The following is a 19,707-nucleotide window of genomic DNA, read 5'->3' as shown; positions in this document are numbered from 1 at the left end:
GACGCAGGCATTCCGTCACATAAGGAACACTATGATGTCAAATGCCATACTGCAGAGATCTGATGTCGGTTCGACCGGCCATGGCCAAACCCTTGGCGGGCTGTTCAACGTCTTGCTGCGTCTGCCGCTCATGCTTCTCGATCTGATGATCGATTGGCAGCAGCGTTCTGAGGATCGGGCCACGATGACCCGCCTGAGCGACGACCAGATGCATGACATCGGCCTCACCCGCGAAGAGCTGATGACCATGGCCGGCAAGTCGCACTGGTCGCGCCACAACTAAACCAACCCATTTGCCTTGGGGGGCGGCCTTGGCCGCCCCCCAAGGCGTCTCCCATGCCTGCTTGCCGCCCCAGCCAGCCGCCCGCCTTCTTGACGGGTCTGTAGCTTCTGCTGAAAAGTCGTTACAGTCTGCCCAGCTTTGGGATTCTTTTTTGCAAGAGGTCGGGTATGACGGAGCCGCTACAGCGCGACGAAATGATCGCGCTGCTCTCGAAACTGGGTAGCGCCGAGGATGAAGAGGTTCTGGCGGCCGCCCGCCAGCTCCACAGCAAGGTGGAGGCGGCGGAGACGTCCTGGGATGCGCTGATTCTGCCCGAAGATTTTGAACCGGAGTTCGGCGACGATATCGGCGGCGATCTGGATGATGAGCCGGACGACGCAGAGGAGGAGAGCGCCGAGGCGGTAGAGGAAGAAGAACTGTCGCCGGAACAGCAAACGGCGCAGAATACCGAGGCCCTCGGCCTGATCCAGAAGCTGATGGCCCGGCCGGATACCTCATCGGCTCTGCGCGAGGAGCTTGAGGGTTACAAGACCGATATTGCCGAGGGCGAGTTTACGGCGGCGGACCATCGTTACCTCCGCGCGCTCCTGGCCCGTCTGGCGAAGTGAGCCGGCCCGTGAAGCCCTAAGGGCATCATGAGCCATAGACGCCTGCTCATCGTTGCGCATGCGCCTTCGGCGAACACCAGGCGGCTGCGCGATGCGGTGGTGGCGGCAGCCGAGGGCTGCGACACCGAGAACCTGGACGTCGTGGCCCTTCCGCCTTTGGAAGCGGGGCCGGACGACGTTCTGGCCGCCCAGGCCGTCATCCTCGGGACCACCGAGAATCTCGGCTACATGAGCGGCGCCCTTAAGGACTTCTTCGACCGTAGTTACTACCCCTGCCTGGAAGAAACCCAGGGCCTGCCCTACTGTCTCTATATCAGGGCCGGGCATGACGGCACCGGCACGCGCCGTGCGGTGGAGAGCATCGCCACCGGTCTACGCTGGCGGGCCGTGCAGCCGCCGTTGATTTTCAAGGGCGCCTGGCAGGAGGGTTTTGTCGACGACTGTCGCGACCTGGGCGCGGCCATGGCGACCGGTCTGGATGCCGGCATTTTTTGATGCGAAAAGGGGCGGGCGATGACCCGGGATGATTTCGATCGATTCTGCGGTTCTCTTGCAGCCACCACCAACGTCATTCAATGGGGCAATGCCTCAGTATGGAAGGTCGGCGGCAAGATCTTTGCCATCTGCTCTCATTGGGGGGCGGGCGAGCAGCAGAAGATCAGCTTCAAGTGCAGCGATCTTTCCTACACCCTGCTGTGCGAGCAGGAGGGGATCGCCCCCGCGCCCTATCTCGCACGGGCCAAGTGGGTGCAGTTGCAGAACAAGCGGGCCATGAAGGTGAAGGACATCAAGGCTTATGTCGAGGAAGCCCACAGGATCGTCGCCGCCAAGCTGACCAAAAAGCAAAAGGCCGGGCTGGGGCTTTAGAGCCTCAACGTCGTCTGTGATGCGATGACGGTCCGGTTCTTCCGGCGAACAGCTCGTTATATCACCTCCAGGGGTGATCCGCCGCATTGCATAAGCCTATAGAACGCAGTAGCGGGACACGAATTCAAGAACCCCGTGTTAACACTTCGGTCGGCTGGGGTTACCCGACTTATTCCCCCTCCGACACTGGCTCCGGGCGGGGCACTCTCCCATCCCTTTGACCCGCCCGGAATCCCTTTTTGCCTCGCTGCGCAGTGTTGTTGTGTCGAAAATCGCGGCGCGATCAGCCATCTGAGGCAATCATCGATCAATATTATGACACGCGATCATGACACTGGGACTTCCACTCGGGATCGCATAGAACGCCATCCAAAATGACGCATATCTGGACGAGTAGTCGGTCTCGGCAGCTGTGAAAGCTGTCCCTGGGTAGGAACGGGTTTTGCCCCTCTTCGCCTTGGCCCGGCAACCCCATTTGGGTGAAGGAGTGGAGGATAAGTCCCTATACCCGTGAATCGGGAAAATCGCCCTGCGTCGTATCGGATTTGTTGGATGAGTTTTTGCGTGGTGTTGCACTGGCGCGCCCATGGACTGAAGAAAAGGGCCTTTGAGTATTGGCCGTTAGCCCCGACAGCTTCGATGCGGTTTTAGAGCAGGTTTATCGTACGACAACTGGCGAGGTAACCTGGGATGCGGCGTTGGGGAAAGTCGCCTCGGTTTTTGATGCGTCTTTCGCTGCCTTGGCGGTGGAACGCTGCGACATATCCCAGGTCCGACTGGCGCCCCCGGCGGTCGTCCCGATGCCCGAGGTTCTCTACTCAAACATCCAGGTTTCCGAGCTCATAGAACGCTATTACGCCTACTATCATCGGCTGGATCCTTTCCGGTCGAAGGTCGGGGTTGCGCTCTCTCCTTCGATCCTGCGCATGCACGACATTTGCGACGCCACTGAGTTCACGGATAGCGAGTACTACCAGGATCTCTGCCGATTGGTGGACAGCTTTCATCTCGGCCGCTACACAGCGCGCGTGGATGCGGCTTTGCAACTGCAGTTTCCACTGAACCGAAGTGAGAAGTTCGAGCCGCTGGATGAAGGGGACCTGGCGCTCTTTGGGGCCTTGGGCGCACATACCGCACGGGCACTGAAGATTCAGCGGCAGGTGACCCAGATGGGCGTGACTCTCGACGCGGCTCTGGGCGCCTTGGGGCGCACCGGGCGTGCCGCCTTTCTTGTTGATCGCAACGGCAAGGTCTGCCGGATGAACGCTTCGGCGGAAGCGATCTGTTCGTTGAACGACGGCATGACGATCCGCAACCGGCGTTTGCTGCCTCATGGCCTGCGCGAGCAAAAGCAGCTCCGGGAAGCGCTGTCAGCGCAGCTCGGCGAAGGGCTGCCGGAGGCGCCAAAGGGACCGCTGACCATTACCATTGAGCGACCTTCGGGGAGCAGGCCCTACCTTGCCGAGGTAACGCCCTTTGCATTTGAGATGTATTGGAGCACCGCAATTACCGCAACGGCTTTGGTCACCATCGACAACCCCGATGCGCAACGGCTGCGGGCCTCTGAAAGCTGGGCTCTGGCCGTCGGGCTGACCCGCAGCGAGTTGCGGGTTGTGACTGTTCTATTGGCCGGCCGCAGTGAAAGAGAAGCCGCTGAGGCGTTGGGCATCAGCGTGAACACGGTGAAGACCCACCGTAAAAGGATTTATGCGAAGCTTGGCATAACCCGCCGCGCCGAATTGTCGGCGGTGTTCCCCGGTACCTCGCCGGCCACGTGACAGGGCTGAACCTGTCGTTGCCACGGATGCTGCTGGCGACACATGGAGACTGACCGCTGTAGCGGCTGCGTCTTCAAGTGGAATACTTCCGCATGACGTCAGTCCTGAGTCTTGAGATCCATCTTCTGATTTGATTTCGAAGAGGGATGCCTTCGGCTGCTGACGATAGGATCCGAGGCCCCGAGATTGCGAAGCCTGGAGTGACGCAGGACCCAGTGTGACGAAGAACCCGGTGTGAAGAAGAACGAGGGCAGCAGGAGCCGCGCAGCGCCGGAACAGGGCGCCAAGCCTGCTGTCGAGGATAATGTTCGGGATTTCTACGACAATTTCGGCTGGGTCGAGAAGAGCGGTGTTCTGGGGGAGGACATCTCTTTTCGCATGTTCCGGCCTGCCTACGGCCCTTATCACGCAGAGGTCGAACGGCGCACAGAAGCGGTGCTGGGGGCGCTCAGAGGCAAGCTGCTTATCGCCGGCTGCGGCGACCTGCCCGACAGTCATGTGCGAATCGCTCAAGGTTTCGATGAGGTTTCCTGCCTTGACATCTCCCGTCGTGCGCTCGATATCGCGCGTGGGAAACTCGGTCATGGGGGCCGCTTCACCGAAGCCTCAATCCTCAATGCCCCCCTTGCGGATGATTCCTTCGACGCGGTGTTCTGTGCGCATGTCATCTACCACATCGATATCGATAAGCAGGAGCGCGCGGTCGACGAACTGATCCGAATGACGCGTCCCGGTGGCCGGGTTGTCGTGATCTATTCCAATCCGCATTCTCCGCTGCGCTACCTGGCCGCCGGATCCGCGCGGATCGGCAGGCTGCTGGGCCGCACAGGTTCCGACTTGGGGGGCGGTCGTCGGCCGGAGCTTTACTTCGCGCGGCAACCGCTTACCTGGTGGCGCCGCTTTGAGGATCGCTGCAGCCTGTCCTTCCAGCCCTGGGACGCAATCGGCAGCTACGAGGAGAGCCGGCTTATCCCCAGCGACAGGCTGGCCGCCGGCTTCTACGCTGCGGCCGGCTGGATCGAACGCAGTGCGCCGGGGCTTGCCGTACGGCTCTGGCAGTACCCGCTGGTGCTGCTCGACAAGCGACGTTGACCGCGCGGTCTCGCGGACCGGTACGGAATAACTCCGCCTAGCGCCGGTCATGGGTATTGGGCGCTATCTTCCAGGACGGTCCGAAGAGAAGCGATGCCTGAAGAAGGGCGATGCGCGCCGCGGTTCCGGATTCCGTCAACGTGATTATGAGGTGACAGATTGCGAGGTGAGGCGTGATGCAGCCCCCGAAAGAGCGCGTTCCGGCATCGATCATCATTGCGAACTACAACTACGCGCGCTTTCTCGAACGCTGTATCGATAGCGCCCTCAATCAAAATCACGCTGACGTTGAGGTGATTGTCGTTGACGACGCCTCAAGCGACGAGTCTTCCGATGTCATCCGGTCCTATGGCTCCAGGGTCATCGCCTGCCTGAAGGCAAGCAACGGCGGCCATGCGGCCGCTTTCAACACCGGCTTTGCAGCCTGTTCCGGCGTGATCGTCTTTTTCCTGGATGCCGACGACTACCTCTACCCCAATGCGGTATCTGAGGTCATTGATGCCTGTGACAGGTCGACGACCCAGGCACAGTTCAGGCTGCATGTCGTCGATGAGGACCGCGGGATCACGGACACCTATCCGCCGCCGGAGCTGCCCTTCGATGACGGGAATGTCATGCCTGAGTTGCTGCGGCGCGGCCGTTACCAGACGACGGTCACAAGCGGTCTCGCCTTCGACCGCACCACATTGGAATCCATCCTGCCGATCCCGGAGTCCGAGTTCCGCCAGGGCGCCGACGGCTATCTTGCGACGGTCGCACCGATGCACGGAAAGGTGACGTCAATCGACGCCTGCCTCGGCGCCTATCGTCAGCACGGCGCCAATCACTCGGCCTTTGATGACAAGCTTGCCGAGCGGGCGCGTTGGCGCATACAGCACGATTTCCACCGTCTTGCGGCGCTCTGCCGGCAGACAGCGGAACTGGGTGTGATCCTGCGGGAGGATGTATGCCTGCGCGATCCGGCACACCTGCAGGAAAGGCTGGCGTCCGTCTGTGTAGACAAGGCCCGGCATCCCGTCGCGGATGACTCCAAGCTGGCTCTGGGCCGGGCAGGGGCGGCGGCGAGCCTGGAAATGAACGCGTCTTTCAGGCGGCGGGCATTTCTGGCCGCGTGGTTCTTATCCGTAGGCGTGCTGCCGCGGCGGATGGCCCGGGCCGTTCTGTCATGGAAGCTTGTCGCTTCCTCCAGGCCGCGCCTGCTTTCCGCCCTGTCAAAGATCATCCGGCGTGCCATCGGTTGACGGTGTCTAAGGTGCCGGGAGGCGGGCGCTTGAGCCGGTTACGCGCCGGAGGTAGCCGTGCTGCTGCGGTTCGCTAGGGGTTCGTTCACCACCCCTAAGGCCTCCAGCGCGCGGATTTCAGCCGCGCTGTAGCCAAGCATCGCAAGAACCTCGGCTGAATGCTCGCCCAGGCGGGGCGGTGAGAACGCCGGAACATGTGCCGCGATCTCACCAATACGAAAGGGTAAAGTCGGCAGCTGCAACCCGCTTTTAACGTCTCGATGGAGATAGCGCCGGGCAGCCGTTTGTTCGAGCGCCAGACTCTCAGGTAGCGACCGCAGGCGGGCGGCGGGAACGCCGTTTTCGATCATCGCAGTCTCCCAATCGTCCGCCGTGCGGCTCAGCAGTGCTTCGGCGATCAGCGCTTCCAGGGCTGTAGAATTGAGCTTGCGGCTGCGGCGGTCGGCAAATCGAGCATCGGTAAGCCAATGGCTCCGGCCGAGCACCTTTGCCAGGGCCCGAAACTGATGCTCTTCATTGACACCCAGGCTGAGGGTGCCTTCTTTGCAGGTGAAATTGCCCGCGCCCGGGCTGCGGCTGTTGGCGGCGTTGCCCCTGGGCTGGGGGCTGTGCCCGGTCACAAGGAAGTCGGTGATCGTGGAGCTCATCAGGGTGAAGGCGGTTTCCAGCATAGAGACATCGACAAAGCTGCCTTGTCCGGTCCGATTGCGTTGATGCAGGGCCGCGGTGATGGCGAAGCCGGCGGCCAGCGCGGTTGCGTAGTCCATGACCGGGGCGCCGGTGCGCAGCGGACCGGTCTCGGCGGTTCCCGTCAAAGCCATCAACCCGCAAGCGGCCTGGATATTCACATCATAGGCCGGGGCGTTTTCCATGTTGCCCTTGCGTCCATAGCCGGTCATGGCGCAGTGGATCAACAGTGGGTTCATCTCTTGTAATTTGGCCTCGTCGAAGCCAAGCGCCGTCATGGTTTCGGGACGATGATTTTCAACCAGGATGTCGGCCGTCTCGATCAAGCGCCGCATAACCGCTTTGCCGCCGGAAGACTCGAGATCCAGGGCGATCGATTTTTTGCCTGCGGCCTGGGTGAGGTAGGCGGTGCTCATGCCCGCTTCGGCACGTTCGGAATCGGTGCCGCCCCGGTACCGCATGGCATCGCCGCGGTCCAGCGATTCGACCTTGATGACCTCGGCACCCAACAGCCCGAGAAAGTAAGCGCAGGCCGGGCCGGCCAGCACGTGGGTGAAGTCGATCACCCGCAGGCCGGAAAGAGGAGGGGACTGCGTTTGGGCGGAGCCTTCACTCATTCTTGCCATCTCTAAGCATCCTCCAGGGCGGCGTTGCGGGCCTAGCGGTTGAGGCTGCGGGCCCGGAAGAAGACGGCGCCGATACCCAGCAGGATGAAGCCCAGGGCGACGGGCCGGGTGATGAAGATCAGGGCGCCGTCGTCCGATAGAAGGAGCGACTGACGGAAGGCCTCCTCGGCACCGCCGGCGAGCACGAAGGAGATGACGAAGGCGGCCGGATTGAAGTCGAGCTTGCGCATCACCCATCCGCCGAAGCCGGCGGCCACCATGACATAGACGTCGAAGAGGTTCCCGCGGGAGGAATAGGCCGCGACGAAGGCGGTCAGGAAAATGACCGGATAGAGAACGTCCGTGGGGATCTTGAGAATGAAGCGCCCGACGAAGGAGGCGCCGTAGTAACCGATCAACCCGTAAAAGACGATGCCCAGCAAACCGGCAGCGAAGAGGCTGTAGACCAACTCCTTCGACGTCAGGAACAGGGTCGGACCGATCTGGATACCGTGGATCAGGAAGACACCGACCAGGATCGCGCCGATCGTCGAACCGGGGATACCCAGGGTCAGGAGAGGCGCCATGGAAGGGCCGGAGACGGCATTGTTTGCCGCTTCGGGCGCGGCCACGCCTTCCAACGCCCCTTTGCCCCATTCTTCGGGGTTCTTCGCTCGCCGCTTGCCCTCGCCATAGGCCACGAAGGCGGCAATGGCGGAGCCGAGGCCCGGCAGCATGCCGATGAAGGCACCGATGAAGGACGAGCGGACGACGTGCGGCAGGCAGGGTTTGTATTCGGCCCAGGTCAGGCGGTTTCTGGCCCGTGAATCCGCGGTACCGGGTTCGTCGACGATCTCGGTTTTTTTGCCCCGCACCTCCAGTTGGGCAAAAACCTCCCCGAGAACGAAGATGCCGATCATCAGGGGCACCAGGGAAATTCCGTTGGTGAGGTCGAAGTTGCCGAAGGTGAAACGTTCCTCCGAGGAGATCGGGTCGAGGCCGATCATCTGGATCAACACACCGAGTGCGGCGCTGGCAAGGCCTTTGAGGATCGACTTGCCGATGACCGAACCGATTACCACAAAGGCCGCGAAGTAGACGGCGAATAACTCAGGCGGGCCGAGCTTCAGTGCGATGGCCGCGATGAGACCAACACCGACGATGAGCAAAACCTCGCCGGTGAAATCCCCGATGACCGAGGAGATCGTGGCAACCTTCATGGCTTTGGACGACAGGCCGCGCCTGGAAAGCGGATAGCCGTCCAGCTGTGTCGCGGCCGAGGCGGCGGTGCCCGGCGTGTTGAACAGGATCGCGGCGATGGAGCCGCCATAGCGCCCCGATTTTCCGATGACATAGAGAAAGGCCAGGGCGGCCAGGGGCTCCATGTAAAAGGTGATCGGCAGCAGCATGGCGATGGCCGCCGAGGCCGTCAGGCCGGGGATGGCCCCTACCACCATGCCGACGACTGCGGCCAGCAGGACGTAGAAGATCAGGATTGGATCGGTCAGTACCGCAGCGAGACCGGCAAAGATCTCCATGCTTCAGTACCCCTGAATAACATCGAGCAGATCGAACCATTCCCCCAGAGGCGGGAAAACGCCGAGGCCGATGAAGAAGACGGCGTGGTAGACCGCCGGGCAGACGATGGCTGCTGCAACCATACCGAAGGGGTTTCGGATGCTGAAGAGCCAGAGCGCAAGAGGGGCCGCCAGGCCGGTACCGATCAGATATCCCAGCTTCGAGATCACCCAGACATAGGCGAGCGAAAGCAGCAGCAGGGCAAGAACGCTAGGCAGGCTGTTTGTTGTTTGTCGCGTGGTGGCCGCGCCAGCCCCAAGTCCTTTTCGGGCTTCCAAGAGCCCAAGCAGCAGCAAAGCTCCGGAGCCGACCAAGGGGAAGGTGCGCGCGCCCCATCCGCCGTCCGGGTCGGGATTGATGCCAAAGCTGGCGGCGATGGCGGTCGCCCCGAAGAGGGCGAGCGCGCCGCCGACGACCGTGGCGCTGTTGACGCGCGCCGAGATCATGGCCTCAGCTTTCTGACTTCAGCTGATCAATGATCGGTGCGGCTTGTTCCTGCATGGCTTTCAGGCGTGCTTCAGCCTCGGCGCCACTGAGAAAGGCCGGAGAGTTACCGCGCTTTGCCATGATTTCCGCGAACTCCGGCAGGGCCGCGATCTCTTTGATCGCGGCCTCCATGCCCACCGCGATCTCGTCGTCCATCGTCTTGGGTGCAAAGAGAACGATGGGCGAGCTGATGTCGACGAAGGCATGACCCTGTTCGGTGAAGGTCGGAACATCGCTCATCACCTTGTCGCGGCTGCCGGCGTTCAGGCCCAGGACCCGCAGTTCATTCTCGAAGCCTGCGGCCTGCTGCACGCCGGTGAAACCGAAATCGACCTGCGCGCCGATCACGGCGGCGCGGATGGCGGAGCCGCCCTTGAACGGAACGTCCTGCGCTTTCAGGCCATTGGCATTGAGGAAACCCTGACCGGACACATGGTGAACGCCGCCACGCCCGGTATGGCCCCAGCGCAGCTTTCCGGGGTTGGCTTTCGCATCGGCAACCAGATCGTCGATGCTCTGATAGGGGCTGTCGGCAGGGACCATCAGCGAGCTGCTGAGATTGCCGATCTGCGCCACGATACGGAAGCTGTCGAAGGGATTTACCTTGGTCTCGCGCAGCATAGAGGTCAGCAGGAAGGAGCCCGCCGAGGTCAGCATAATGGTGTTGCCGTCGGGGCGCGCACCGGCAGCCTCGGTCGCTCCGGTAATGCCCGACGAGCCCGGCTTGTTCACGATGACCAGAGGGACCGACAGGACTTTGTCCGATACCGCGGTGATCGCGCGGCCGAAGCTGTCGGTGCCGCCGCCGGCCTTGTAGGGCAGGATAACGTTGATGGGGCGTCGCGGCTTCCAGTCGGCGAAAGCGGCGTTCAAGGGTGCGAGCGTCAGCGCCGATGCGGCAGCTGAAACCCGCAGAAAGTTTCTGCGGTCCATGGTTTCCTCCCAGAGTAGGCCCCCGGCTTGTTTTGGCCGGTTCTAAGCATGGATCATCGTAGTAGATTATATTTCATCGAAAAATTATAATTATCGAAATTACTCTTCGAAAAAGTCGATGATATGAATCTGAAGAGCCTCCGCGTTTTCGTCCATGTGATGGAAGAGGGCACCCTGGTCCGGGCAGCAGGCAAACTCAATCTGAGTCAGCCGGCCGCCAGCCGCCTTCTGCAGATTCTTGAGCAGGAATTCGGCTGCGCGCTCTTTTACCGTGACAGGAAACGGCTGGTGCCAACGCCGGAGGGTGAGCTTTTCTATCCTGAGGCCGTTCGCATTCTTTCGTCGATCGACGATGTTCCCGGCTTTTTTAAGCAGATGAAGACGGATGCCGTCGTGCCCCTTCGCATCATCTGCCATCCGCGTATTGTGAATGGCCTTGTTCTGCCGGCCATGGCCAAACTCAACGCCGCCCAGCCGGGCTTGAGAACGAAACTGGAAATCCACCCCAGGCGGGACCTTGGGCGCCGGATTATGCATGATCTGTTCGACATCGGCGTCTCGACCCTGCCTTTGCCGGTGGAGAACCTTTCGCCGCAGATCCTTCGATCGGCCGAGCTGCACGTCGTCCTGCCCAAGCGCCACAAACTGGCACGCAAGCGTTTCCTGACGCCGAAGGATGTCGCCGATCAGCCCTATGTGGCGCTGGATCAACACACGGTGATTCGCAGAATTGTGGACCAGGAACTCGCTAAAGTGGGGGAGCGTCTGGAGGTGACGCATGAAGTCTCGGCCGGGGCGGCTGCCTATCGCTTGGTGAATTACGGGCTTGGTTTCACCTTCGCGGACCCCGTCGCCCTCGATCCCGAATTTCTCGACGCGGTTGCCGTGGTTCCCTGGCGGCCCGTTATGAAGGTCGAGTTCGGGTTCTTCGTATCCAGCACATCGCGCAGCCATGATGCGCTGCTGCCCTTCGTGGAGTGCCTGAAAGAGATCTGTGAAGAACGCCTGACGGCTGCCGGTTCGAAGAGATAGCGCGCTCTAGGGCTGGAACTGTTCCTTGATGATCCGCTCCTCCAGGTCGTGTTCCGGGTCGAACAGCAGATGCAGGTCCAGGCTCTGGTCTTCGCGCACCCGCACTCTCTTGACGTCGCGCACCTCGGTGAAATCCGCTGTCGCCGAAACCGGCCGCTTGGCGGCCTCGTGAACTTCGAAGACCACTTCGGCGGCGGCCGGCAGTAGCGCACCGCGCCAGCGCCGGGGGCGGAAGGCGCTGATCGGGGTCAGCGCCAGAAGCTGCCCGCCGATCGGGATGATGGGGCCATGGGCGGAGAGGTTGTAGGCCGTGCTGCCCGCCGCGGTGGCGACCAGGATGCCGTCGCAGATCAATTCCTCCATGCGCTGGATGCCATCGATGGCGATGCCGATCTTGGCCGCCTGGCGGCCTTCGCGCAGCAGCGATACCTCATTGATCGCAATGGCGTCGCAGGTTTCGCCGTCGGCGCGCTCGACCGCCATGCGCAGGGGATGCAGGGTGGCCTGCTCGGCCTTGGCCAGGCGTTGGGGCAGGTCGTCCTCGTGGTACTGGTTCATCAGGAAGCCGACGGTGCCGCAATTCATGCCGTAGATCGGCAGGCCTTGCTCCATGAAGCGGTGCAGGGTTTCCAGCATGAATCCGTCGCCGCCGAGGGCGACGATGATTTCGGCCGCATCGGTGTCCGTGGTGCCGTAGAGCTTTTCCAGGCGCTGAAGCGCCGCCGAGGCCTCGGGCGTATCGCTGGCGACGAGCGCAAACTTAGGATCTGTCACGGCCAATAGGTCCTCTTTGGGGAATAGCCAGTCTCATCAGGTCCGGTCCGAGCGAATCGCTTCAAGGAAAAGCGATTGGGCGGCCCGGCCGCTACAGGCCCGAGTATAGCGATCAGCCGGAGCGGCGCCAGTCCACCTAACCGGCATGGCAAAGAACCGGGGCAAACCCCCTCTTGCCAAATCCGGGGGGCTCGCGCAGGCTGCGGCCAACATCAGCGACTGGGTAAACGGGGAGAGAGTTCATGCAGGCTGGGTTCCGGACAGGATGGCAGTTCATCTTGGCGATGGGCGTTTTTGCCGTTGCGGCCTTGGTGGCCACGGCGATAGTGAGCGGAGCCGCGCAGGCGCAGGATCGTCATTCCGGCTACTACTACCCGGAGCCGACCTCGTCTGAAACCTATAAGGCCCGTGCCTTTACCTTGCCGGACACCTCCCGCAAGTCCCGCATCGCCTTTGTCACCGGTATCACCAGCGAGCAGAACAAGGCGCCCTATGCGCCGACGGCGGCGATCTTCGCCAAGGGCTCGGAGGCTGAGAAACTGATTATCGTGGCGCTGGACGACGGGCGCATCGACACGGTCTTCCGCGCCCGGGCGATCTTTGCCCAGATGACGGCGGTGGCGCGTTTGCTGCCGGTTTTTTCAGAACTGGGCGTGGAGGATTACTTCACTTTCTTCGACTTGGCCAAGATGCTGGGCTTTGAGCAGATCACCATTTCCAACGGCCGCGACTTCGCCCATCAGGTGCTGATCGACTAAGTCGATCAGTCGTGGTGGAAGGATTAGCCGCCGGTTACGCTCATGTGACGTGACACGGCCGGTTGTTTACGGCGGCGGTCGATGATGAAGTCATGGCCCTTGGGCTTACGGCCGATGGCCTCCATGATCGCATCGTCGAGCAGACCGTCGCTCTCGCTGGCCCGCAGGGGCGCACGCAGGTCGGCGGCATCTTCCTGGCCCAGGCACATGTAGAGCGTGCCGGTACAGGTCAGGCGCACCCGGTTGCAGCTTTCGCAGAAATTGTGGGTCATCGGCGTGATGAAACCAATGCGCCCGCCGGTCTCCTTCACCCTGACATAACGCGCCGGGCCGCCGGTCTGGTAGTCGATCTCGTCCAGGGTCCATTTCTCGGCCAGCTGCGCGCGCAGCATGGAAAGCGGCCAATACTGTTCGACCCTGTCCTCGCCGCCGATGTCGCCCATCGGCATGACCTCGATGAACGTCAGGTCGTAGCCTTCGTCGCCGCACCATGAAACCAGGCGGTCGACTTCGTCGTCGTTGACGCCCTTCAGCGCCACCGCATTGATCTTCACCTGCAGGCCGGCGGCCTTGGCGGCGGCAAGCCCTTCCATCACCTGATCGAGTTTGCCCCAGCGGGTGATGGCGGCGAATTTGTCGGGGTCGAGGGTATCGAGCGAGACGTTGACCCGCTTCACGCCGATGTCTGCCAGTTCATGGGAGAAGCGGCCGAGCTGGCTGCCGTTGGTGGTGAGTGTCAACTCTTCCAGTGCACCGCTTTCCAGATGGCGCGACAGGCTGCGAAACAGCTTCATGATGTCGCGGCGCACCAGGGGCTCGCCACCGGTCATCCGCAGCTTCTTCACGCCCTGGCGCACAAAGGCGCTGCAGACGCGGTCGAGCTCTTCCAGACTCAGAATATCCGCCTTCGGCAGGAAGGTCATATTCTCCGCCATGCAGTACACACAGCGGAAATCACAACGGTCCGTCACCGATACACGCAGATAAGTGATCGCCCTGCCAAAGGGATCGATCATCTCGGCCATCCGCTCTCTCCCAACCCTCTTTTGTTCCGGCCCAGCCTACAGGGGTAGGGGGCCGACGTTCTTGATCCTTGTCAAAAATAATAGCAGGCGGCGGGTAATTCGCCCCTAACTTTTGTGCGGACAAGCATTTTTCCGTGAGGCAAGGGGTTTGGGCCGGCTTGTGCCTGCTTGCGGCAGCATTCCTGGCGCTTTAGCCTTCCAGCTATGGTCGATTCGCCTGAAAAGGTCTCATTTCTAGACCGGCCGCTTGCCCGGGTCTGTGCCGTCGGCATCGCCCTGCTGATGGTTGCGGTACTGGGCTGGATGCATCGCGACGACATTCTGCCATCGCCCGAGGGCGCCGCGCCGGCCGCCGATGATCCGGTGGCCCGTTGCCTGGCGGAACGGTCGGGGGATATCGACAGGATGGTTGCCGAAGGCACCATCACTGCCGAGCAGGCGCAACTCTTCAAGGGCCGGGCGGAAGCGCTCTGCCAGGCGCAGCAGGGCGGTGGCAGCGGGCCGCCGCCGCAATAGGCTGCTTAGGCGTGCCGGCTGATCACAAAAGCGGCAGTCGTTTCCCTTGTTCGTCATCCCGGACTTGATCCGGGATCCATGGCGGGGACAGTTTTAATCTTCACCGGAAGAGGCCGTGCGGGCGGGACTATGGATCCCGGATCAAGTCCGGGATGACAGCAGGTGTGATTCTGCTCTATGGCAAAGCATCTCAGCTGCCTGACAAAACCCGCCTGATGCCGGTGATACCGGTACCGCCGCTCTCGGCAATGACCCGCTGCTCCACCGCTTCAAGCGTTTCAATGGCGACCGACATGGTGAAGGCATTGGCGTGCACCACCTCTCTGTCGTCCAGCATGATGACGCAGTGTCCGGGGAAATAGACCAGGTCGCCGCGTTGCAGCTTTGTCTCACCCGGCTGCCAGTCGACGGCCCGACCGACGGAGTTGCCTTGCATATAGGAATCGCGCAGCACCGGCATGCCGGCGCGCGCCAGGCAAAGCTGGATCAGCGCGGCGCAGTCCAGGCCGATGCTGCTGCGCCCGCCCCAATAGTAGGGCGTGCCCAGGAACCTGAGCGCGGTGGCCACATAGTCGCGCTCGATCCCCTCAAGCAGAGAGGCGGTGTGTTTGCGATAGACGAACCTGCCGTCGCCTAAGGCCGCATAGTCTCCTTCCTCGCCGACAACGCGGAGCGGGGAGGCGATGCTGAGGCAGCCCAGCGGCGGCGCCTTCAGGTCCGGTTCCGGAAACAGATAGCTGCGCAACGCCGATACCTGATGGGTCGGCGGCTTTGGTGTGCCGCCCAAGGTGGCGCTTTCGACATAACCGACATAGCGGTCGGTTTCGTTCTGCACCCAGGCCCAGCCGTCGCGCTCGTCGTAGACGGTCACCGCTTCGCCAAACAGAAGCTGGGTGTCCAGGCGCGCAGCGGCCTGCGGTTCGCGCCGCAGGTCCGCCAGGCTGCTTATGATGCCGGCCGGTCGTCCTTCGGTGAAACGGGCTGCGGAAACCCGGCCGGACAATTCCGCTGCCGCCAGGTCAGGGCGATAGGCATTGAGAAAAGGGTCGGGCTTGTCGTCGGATTCGGTCATGCTGCCAAGACTAGCGCGCCGCTGATGAAAAGGCGATTAACCGGCAGGAAGGCCTTACACCTCACCGCCGTCGTTGTCCGTTTTCCCGTTGGCCCGCTCTGCCAGAACCTTCTGCCGGGCTTCTTCGATCTCCCGCTCGCGCAGATAGTCGTCGGTGGTGCGCGGCGTCGGCCGGGCGCCGCCCTGGAAGGGGTTGTCGGGGCTTTCGAACTGCACGGTCACGCGGCAGTTCTCGCACATCTTGATGCGCTCGATCTGGTCGCTGTCCTGGAACATGTGATGCTTGCCGGCCAGTTGGTCGGCGATCCGCTCGATCGATTGGCGCACGCCGAAGGGCGTGCCGCATCGGATACACTCGAAGGGCTCGGCCTCGTTCAGGGCGATTGCGCCCATGGCCTCGGTGGTGAAGTTCAGCCGCGGCTCCAGGGTGATGACCTGTTCGGGACAGGTGTTCCGGCAGAGCCCGCACTGCACGCAGGCATCCTCCTTGAAGCCGAGCCACGGACGGCTCTCGTCGTCCAGCATGGCGCCGGTCGGGCAGGCACCGACGCAGGCCAGGCAGAGGGTACAGCCCTCGGTATCCACTTTCACCGCGCCGAAAGGGGCGGCGGGCGGCAGCGGCAGGTGATCGACCGGTTGCGGTGCCTTGTCGTGCAGGTGACGCAGCGCCAGGAAGGCGCGGCTGCGTTTGCCGCCGAGCGGCAGGAAGTTGCCGCCGGTCATGCCAAGCGCCGGCGTGGCGAGATCGTAGAGCTGCCCCTCGACCTGATCGGGGTCGGCGGCGTCGATCACATGCACCCGTCCCGCGCCGTAACCAAGGCCGTTCAGCACCGTTTCCACCAGCCCGATCTGCCCGGCCAGCCCGGAAAGTTCGTCGCGTTTTTTCGGATCCGCCAGGATGACGACCTGCTCTGCACCATAGGCAAAGGCGGCGGCCAGGAAATCGATTCCGACCTGGGTCACCTCGTTCAGCGGGAAGGGCAGGGCGCGCGCCGGCAGGCCGCGGCCCAGGCGCGCTGAAAGTGCGATGACCTCTGCGCCGTGCTTGTCGTCGTGCAACAGGAGGAGAGGGGCTTGCCCGCCCGCCTTGCCATAGGCTTCGAGCAGGCTCCGCAACCGCATGAAGAGGCTGTCGCCGGCCGGCAGTTGGTAGGTTGCGGCGCCGGTCGGGCAGACCGAGGCGCAGGCGCCGCAGCCGGCGCAGACCAGCGGATCAATCTCCACCGTGTCACCGGCGGAGGTGATGGCCGAGGTCGGGCAGATATCCAGACAGCGCGTGCAGCCTGTTTTGCGGCTGCGCGAATGGGCGCAGATGTCGCCATTGTAACTGACATAGCGGGGCTTGTCGTACTCGCCCACCATATCGGCCAGTTCAAAGAGCGCGCGCTGCACGGCGACGGGGTCGCCCGGATCGGGCCGCAGATAGCCGTCGCGCTTCTCGTGCGCCGGGAACAGCGGTGTGCCGCCGGTGAGGTCGAGGATCAGGTCGCATTCGGAAAAGGCGTTGTCGCGCGGCGGTTCAAAGGCCAACTGCGCCCGGCCGGAGGGCGAGGCGGGAGCATAGTCGTTCACCGTGATCCCGAAGCCGCCGAGATGGCCTTTGGCCTGGACGATGCTGCCCTTGAAGATCGGCACATCCATGTCGCCGGGCGGCAGGATGTCGCCGGGCTGGCGCAGCAGCACCGTCACTTCCAGACGGCCGGCCAGTTGCTTGGCCGCCTCGATGGCGCGCCCGTCGTTTCCGTAGATCAGGCAGACGCCTTGCGATGAGAGCGCGACCTGCGGGGTCGGCTCGGCCTCCACCGCCGCGGCGGCCAGCAGGGCGGCAATCTTCGGCATGGCGGCGCCGGCCTCATCCGACCAGCCGCCGTTCTCGCGGATGTTGACGAAGCTGATCTCGGCCTGCGGGTTGTCCTCTGCCGCGACCTCGCCGAACAGTGGCGCCTCCTGGGTGCAGGCGACCACCACCGGCTGTTCGCCCAGGATCGCCCGCTGGAAATTACCCAATTGCGCCCGGCAAAGCTGGCTGTTGAGATCGGCGTCCCCGGTGGCCCCCGCCGCCTGACAGGCCCTGGTCAGGGCCTTTTCGTCCAGCGGCATGCTGGATTCGCAATTGCAGACGAGGACGCGCTTGCCGCCCATCTCCATAGATTTTCTCTCCATCAGGCGGTTCCGGCTTTTGCGGGTGCCGCGCCCCGACGCGCCGGCTGCCCTGAGGACCGCTTGTTTGTTGTTTTGCGCCTACCAGGGTTGGCCTGATCTTTGGACCAATTGGTATGACCATTCGCCGGCATAGTAGCGGCCCGGCGCCATCAAAGACGACCCTAATTTTCCTGCGGGGATTGCGCGGCTACTTCAAACGCTGTGCGAACCAGAAGGTATCCGGGCGGTAGCGCCCGAAGTAGGCGCCGGGGTCATAGAGATAGACGGCTTCGGCAGGCAGGTTGCGCAGGTCCGCGTTGACCACGACCGGCTGGCGCACGGCGCCCAGCAGGCCGATGGTGAAGACCTGATCGGCATGGATCTGCAGCATGCGCTGCCAGATTTTCGCCTGGGCCGCCTCTTCGGGGCCGCTGGCCCAGGCTTCATAAAGCGCCAATAGCTCCTGCGCGGCCGGCAGGTCCGGGGCCTCGCCGGCCTCTCCGTTGCTTTGAAAATGGAGGCCCCAGAGCGGCCAGTTGTTCTGGCGGTCGCTGGTGGGGGCCAGTTCGGCCGGGCTCATGGCAGCGGTCGCCAGACCATTGGTGAGGCCGTAGAAGATGCTCATGTTGGTGGCGCCGGCGCGTATCCGTTGGCGCGCCGCCTGACGGCCCTGGCTGCGGATCAGCACGGCAATGCCGACCTTGCGCCACTGTTCGGTAATCACCTCCAGCGCGTCGACCTCCGCCGGATCGGTATCGGCGGTCTCGATCACCAGGTCGGCGCGGCGGCCGTCCGGCAGATGACGGATGCCGTCCTTGTCGCGCCACAGCATGCCCATCTCGTCCAGCAGCGCGTTGGCCTGGTCGGGGTCGTAGACGGCCCAGGCCTTTCGATCCGCTTCGGCATAGAGCGGCGAGGCGGGCAGCAGGGTGTTCGCGCCCGGCAGGGCTGTGCCCTGGTAGAGCACCTGGTTCAACTCGTCGCGGTCAACGGCCAGGGAAAGCGCCCGGCGGAAGCGGACATCGCGCAGCGCCTTGCGCCAGCCGGGCGACACCACGTTGAGGTTGGGATAGAGCGCCAGTTGGGCGCCCCGCCCGATGGGCCAGAGCCGCAGTTTGATCTTTCCCCGTTCTTCCGCCGCCTTCAGTACCGGCGCATCGATGTAGGAGAGGCCGCGGGCCAGCAGGTCGGCTTCGCCGGCTGCGGCCTTGGCGGCGATCAGGCCCGGTTGTGTCGGCGTCAGGATCACTTCGTCGATGTAGGGCAGTTGCCGCCCGGCACCGTCGACGCGGTGGAAGTAGGGGTTGCGCCGGGCAACGAAGCGCTCGGCGGGCGGCGCCACCGTGTTCACCCAGGGCTGCAGGCTCGGCAGATCCGGATTGTCGAAGCGGAACAGGCGGTCGCGCCGCTGAAAGAGTTCGGCCCAGGACTGCAGGCCCATGGTTTCAGCCTGCGCCGCCAGCGCCTTGGAATCGGCATAGCCGGCGTGGAACCGCTCCAGGTAGTGCCGGGGCCGGTAGATGAGCAGCGGCGAGGCGCCGGCCAGGGCCGGCAGGAACAGGGGGTTTGCCGTCGCCCAGGTGAAACGGACCGTGGTGTCGTCCAGCACTTCGAAGACCGGCGGACGGCCGTCCGCCAGCATCTCCGGCGGCAGGCCACTGGGCGAAAGTTCCGCGTTGTTGGCGACATCTTCCCACCAGAAGCGGAAGTCCGCAGTGGTGAAGGGGGTGCCGTCGGACCAGCGGTGCCCGGCCCGCAGGGTGAGGGTGAAGATGCGGCCGTCTTCGACGGAGACAGTCTTCAGGATGTCGGGAACCAGTTCGAAGTTTTCGTTCCAGACCACAAGGCGGGCGTAGCCCAGCAGCATCAGGTCGCGGGCGTCGCGCCCGGCGCGGGACAGCAGCCGCAGGCTGCCACCGTAGCGGCCTTCGCGCCAGCCTTCAAGGGCTGGCAGATCCCTGCGGGGTTCCTCGGGCAGCCGCTCGGCCAGCGGCGGCAGAGCGCCGGTTGCCAGATTGAATCGCAGCACCGGCGGCTCGCCCGGCGCCTGCCCTGGCGCCCCTTGGGCAAATGCCGGTACCCGGCCAAGAGAAACCAGGGCCAGGATTGCGACGGCAAGAAGGGCTGTACTCGGTTTCATGCGACCTTATAACGAGGCTGATTACGGCCACCAAGGGTCTCTTATCGGCTCTCTGCAGTAAACCACCCTGTTTCTCTCTTAAGCATTAAT

19 protein-coding genes are annotated in these 19,707 nt (G+C 63.1%); 10 read left to right on the top strand and 9 right to left on the bottom strand.

The window, feature by feature from the left end; translation table 11 throughout:
- Nucleotides 1-34 precede the first annotated feature (34 nt).
- The 7 genes from HBA54_RS13315 (at nt 35) to HBA54_RS13285 (ending at nt 5,869) form a co-directional block, all read left to right on the top strand.
- Nucleotides 35-283, top strand: a complete 249-nt coding sequence (locus tag HBA54_RS13315; protein ID WP_167225309.1) for a DUF1127 domain-containing protein — start codon at nt 35-37, stop codon at nt 281-283.
- A 167-nt stretch (nt 284-450) separates the two neighbouring features.
- A complete protein-coding gene (locus HBA54_RS13310) occupies nt 451-891 on the top strand; it encodes a hypothetical protein (RefSeq protein WP_167225307.1) in 441 nt (146 codons plus the stop codon).
- Between the two features lie 27 nt (nt 892-918).
- A complete protein-coding gene (locus HBA54_RS13305; protein WP_167225305.1) occupies nt 919-1,386 on the top strand; it encodes a flavodoxin family protein in 468 nt (155 codons plus the stop codon).
- A gap of 18 nt (nt 1,387-1,404) precedes the next feature.
- On the top strand, nt 1,405-1,758 hold the full coding sequence (locus HBA54_RS13300) for an MmcQ/YjbR family DNA-binding protein (RefSeq protein ID WP_167225303.1): 354 nt from the start codon (nt 1,405-1,407) through the stop codon (nt 1,756-1,758).
- A 614-nt stretch (nt 1,759-2,372) separates the two neighbouring features.
- Nucleotides 2,373-3,536, top strand: coding sequence for a helix-turn-helix transcriptional regulator (locus HBA54_RS29075; RefSeq protein WP_167225301.1), 1,164 nt, complete (start codon nt 2,373-2,375; stop codon nt 3,534-3,536).
- A gap of 234 nt (nt 3,537-3,770) precedes the next feature.
- Nucleotides 3,771-4,628 carry a class I SAM-dependent methyltransferase gene (locus tag HBA54_RS13290; RefSeq protein ID WP_167225299.1) on the top strand — a complete coding sequence of 286 codons (858 nt, stop codon included), beginning with the start codon at nt 3,771-3,773 and terminating at the stop codon, nt 4,626-4,628.
- 176 nt (nt 4,629-4,804) lie between these two features.
- Nucleotides 4,805-5,869 (top strand): glycosyltransferase, encoded by a 1,065-nt coding sequence (locus HBA54_RS13285; RefSeq protein WP_167225297.1) that lies wholly within the window; start codon nt 4,805-4,807, stop codon nt 5,867-5,869.
- Between the two features lie 38 nt (nt 5,870-5,907).
- Here the strand turns inward: HBA54_RS13285 and HBA54_RS13280 are convergent, their stop codons facing one another.
- From HBA54_RS13280 to HBA54_RS13265, 4 genes are read right to left on the bottom strand one after another with little or no spacing between them, the layout of a single operon-like run.
- The gene (locus HBA54_RS13280; protein WP_205944631.1) at nt 5,908-7,182 is read right to left on the bottom strand and encodes a CaiB/BaiF CoA transferase family protein; all 1,275 of its coding nucleotides are present in this window, start codon (nt 7,180-7,182) and stop codon (nt 5,908-5,910) included.
- A gap of 32 nt (nt 7,183-7,214) precedes the next feature.
- Complete coding sequence (locus HBA54_RS13275) at nt 7,215-8,699, bottom strand: tripartite tricarboxylate transporter permease (protein ID WP_167225295.1); 1,485 nt, start codon at nt 8,697-8,699, stop codon at nt 7,215-7,217.
- 3 nt (nt 8,700-8,702) lie between these two features.
- Nucleotides 8,703-9,185 (bottom strand): tripartite tricarboxylate transporter TctB family protein, encoded by a 483-nt coding sequence (locus tag HBA54_RS13270; protein ID WP_167225293.1) that lies wholly within the window; start codon nt 9,183-9,185, stop codon nt 8,703-8,705.
- Between the two features lie 4 nt (nt 9,186-9,189).
- Nucleotides 9,190-10,158, bottom strand: a complete 969-nt coding sequence (locus HBA54_RS13265) for a tripartite tricarboxylate transporter substrate binding protein (protein ID WP_167225292.1) — start codon at nt 10,156-10,158, stop codon at nt 9,190-9,192.
- Nucleotides 10,159-10,281: 123 nt separating this feature from the next.
- On the opposite strand from HBA54_RS13265, the gene HBA54_RS29875 reads away from it, so the two are divergent.
- Nucleotides 10,282-11,190, top strand: a complete 909-nt coding sequence (locus HBA54_RS29875; RefSeq protein WP_167225290.1) for a LysR family transcriptional regulator — start codon at nt 10,282-10,284, stop codon at nt 11,188-11,190.
- 6 nt (nt 11,191-11,196) lie between these two features.
- On the opposite strand, the gene HBA54_RS13255 is transcribed toward HBA54_RS29875, so the two are convergent.
- Nucleotides 11,197-11,964 (bottom strand): NAD kinase, encoded by a 768-nt coding sequence (locus HBA54_RS13255; RefSeq protein WP_167225288.1) that lies wholly within the window; start codon nt 11,962-11,964, stop codon nt 11,197-11,199.
- 242 nt (nt 11,965-12,206) lie between these two features.
- Between HBA54_RS13255 and HBA54_RS13250 the strand changes: the two genes are divergently transcribed.
- Complete coding sequence (locus HBA54_RS13250; RefSeq protein ID WP_167225286.1) at nt 12,207-12,722, top strand: molybdopterin-guanine dinucleotide biosynthesis protein A; 516 nt, start codon at nt 12,207-12,209, stop codon at nt 12,720-12,722.
- Nucleotides 12,723-12,745: 23 nt separating this feature from the next.
- On the opposite strand, the gene moaA is transcribed toward HBA54_RS13250, so the two are convergent.
- A complete protein-coding gene (gene moaA, locus HBA54_RS13245; protein ID WP_322096037.1) occupies nt 12,746-13,738 on the bottom strand; it encodes a GTP 3',8-cyclase MoaA in 993 nt (330 codons plus the stop codon).
- A 213-nt stretch (nt 13,739-13,951) separates the two neighbouring features.
- Between moaA and HBA54_RS13240 the strand changes: the two genes are divergently transcribed.
- Nucleotides 13,952-14,263, top strand: coding sequence for a hypothetical protein (locus HBA54_RS13240; protein WP_167225282.1), 312 nt, complete (start codon nt 13,952-13,954; stop codon nt 14,261-14,263).
- Between the two features lie 190 nt (nt 14,264-14,453).
- Here HBA54_RS13240 and HBA54_RS13235 read toward each other — a convergent pair whose 3' ends face one another.
- The 3 genes from HBA54_RS13235 to HBA54_RS13225 form a co-directional block, all read right to left on the bottom strand.
- Nucleotides 14,454-15,335: a C40 family peptidase gene (locus tag HBA54_RS13235; protein WP_167225280.1), complete on the bottom strand. Its 882-nt coding sequence runs from the start codon at nt 15,333-15,335 to the stop codon at nt 14,454-14,456.
- 54 nt (nt 15,336-15,389) lie between these two features.
- Nucleotides 15,390-17,498 carry a 4Fe-4S binding protein gene (locus tag HBA54_RS13230; protein ID WP_240932665.1) on the bottom strand — a complete coding sequence of 703 codons (2,109 nt, stop codon included), beginning with the start codon at nt 17,496-17,498 and terminating at the stop codon, nt 15,390-15,392.
- 187 nt (nt 17,499-17,685) lie between these two features.
- Entirely contained in the window at nt 17,686-19,617 is a 1,932-nt protein-coding gene (locus HBA54_RS13225; RefSeq protein WP_167225278.1) for an ABC transporter substrate-binding protein, read from the bottom strand.
- Nucleotides 19,618-19,707 lie beyond the last annotated feature (90 nt).

It is taken from the genome of Pelagibius litoralis, assembly GCF_011683915.1.
In the GTDB taxonomy this organism is placed as follows: Bacteria; Pseudomonadota; Alphaproteobacteria; order Kiloniellales; family Kiloniellaceae; genus Pelagibius; species Pelagibius litoralis.
The sequence above is the reverse complement of the archived record's forward strand: the minus strand, read 5'-3'. Positions and strand labels throughout refer to the sequence as shown.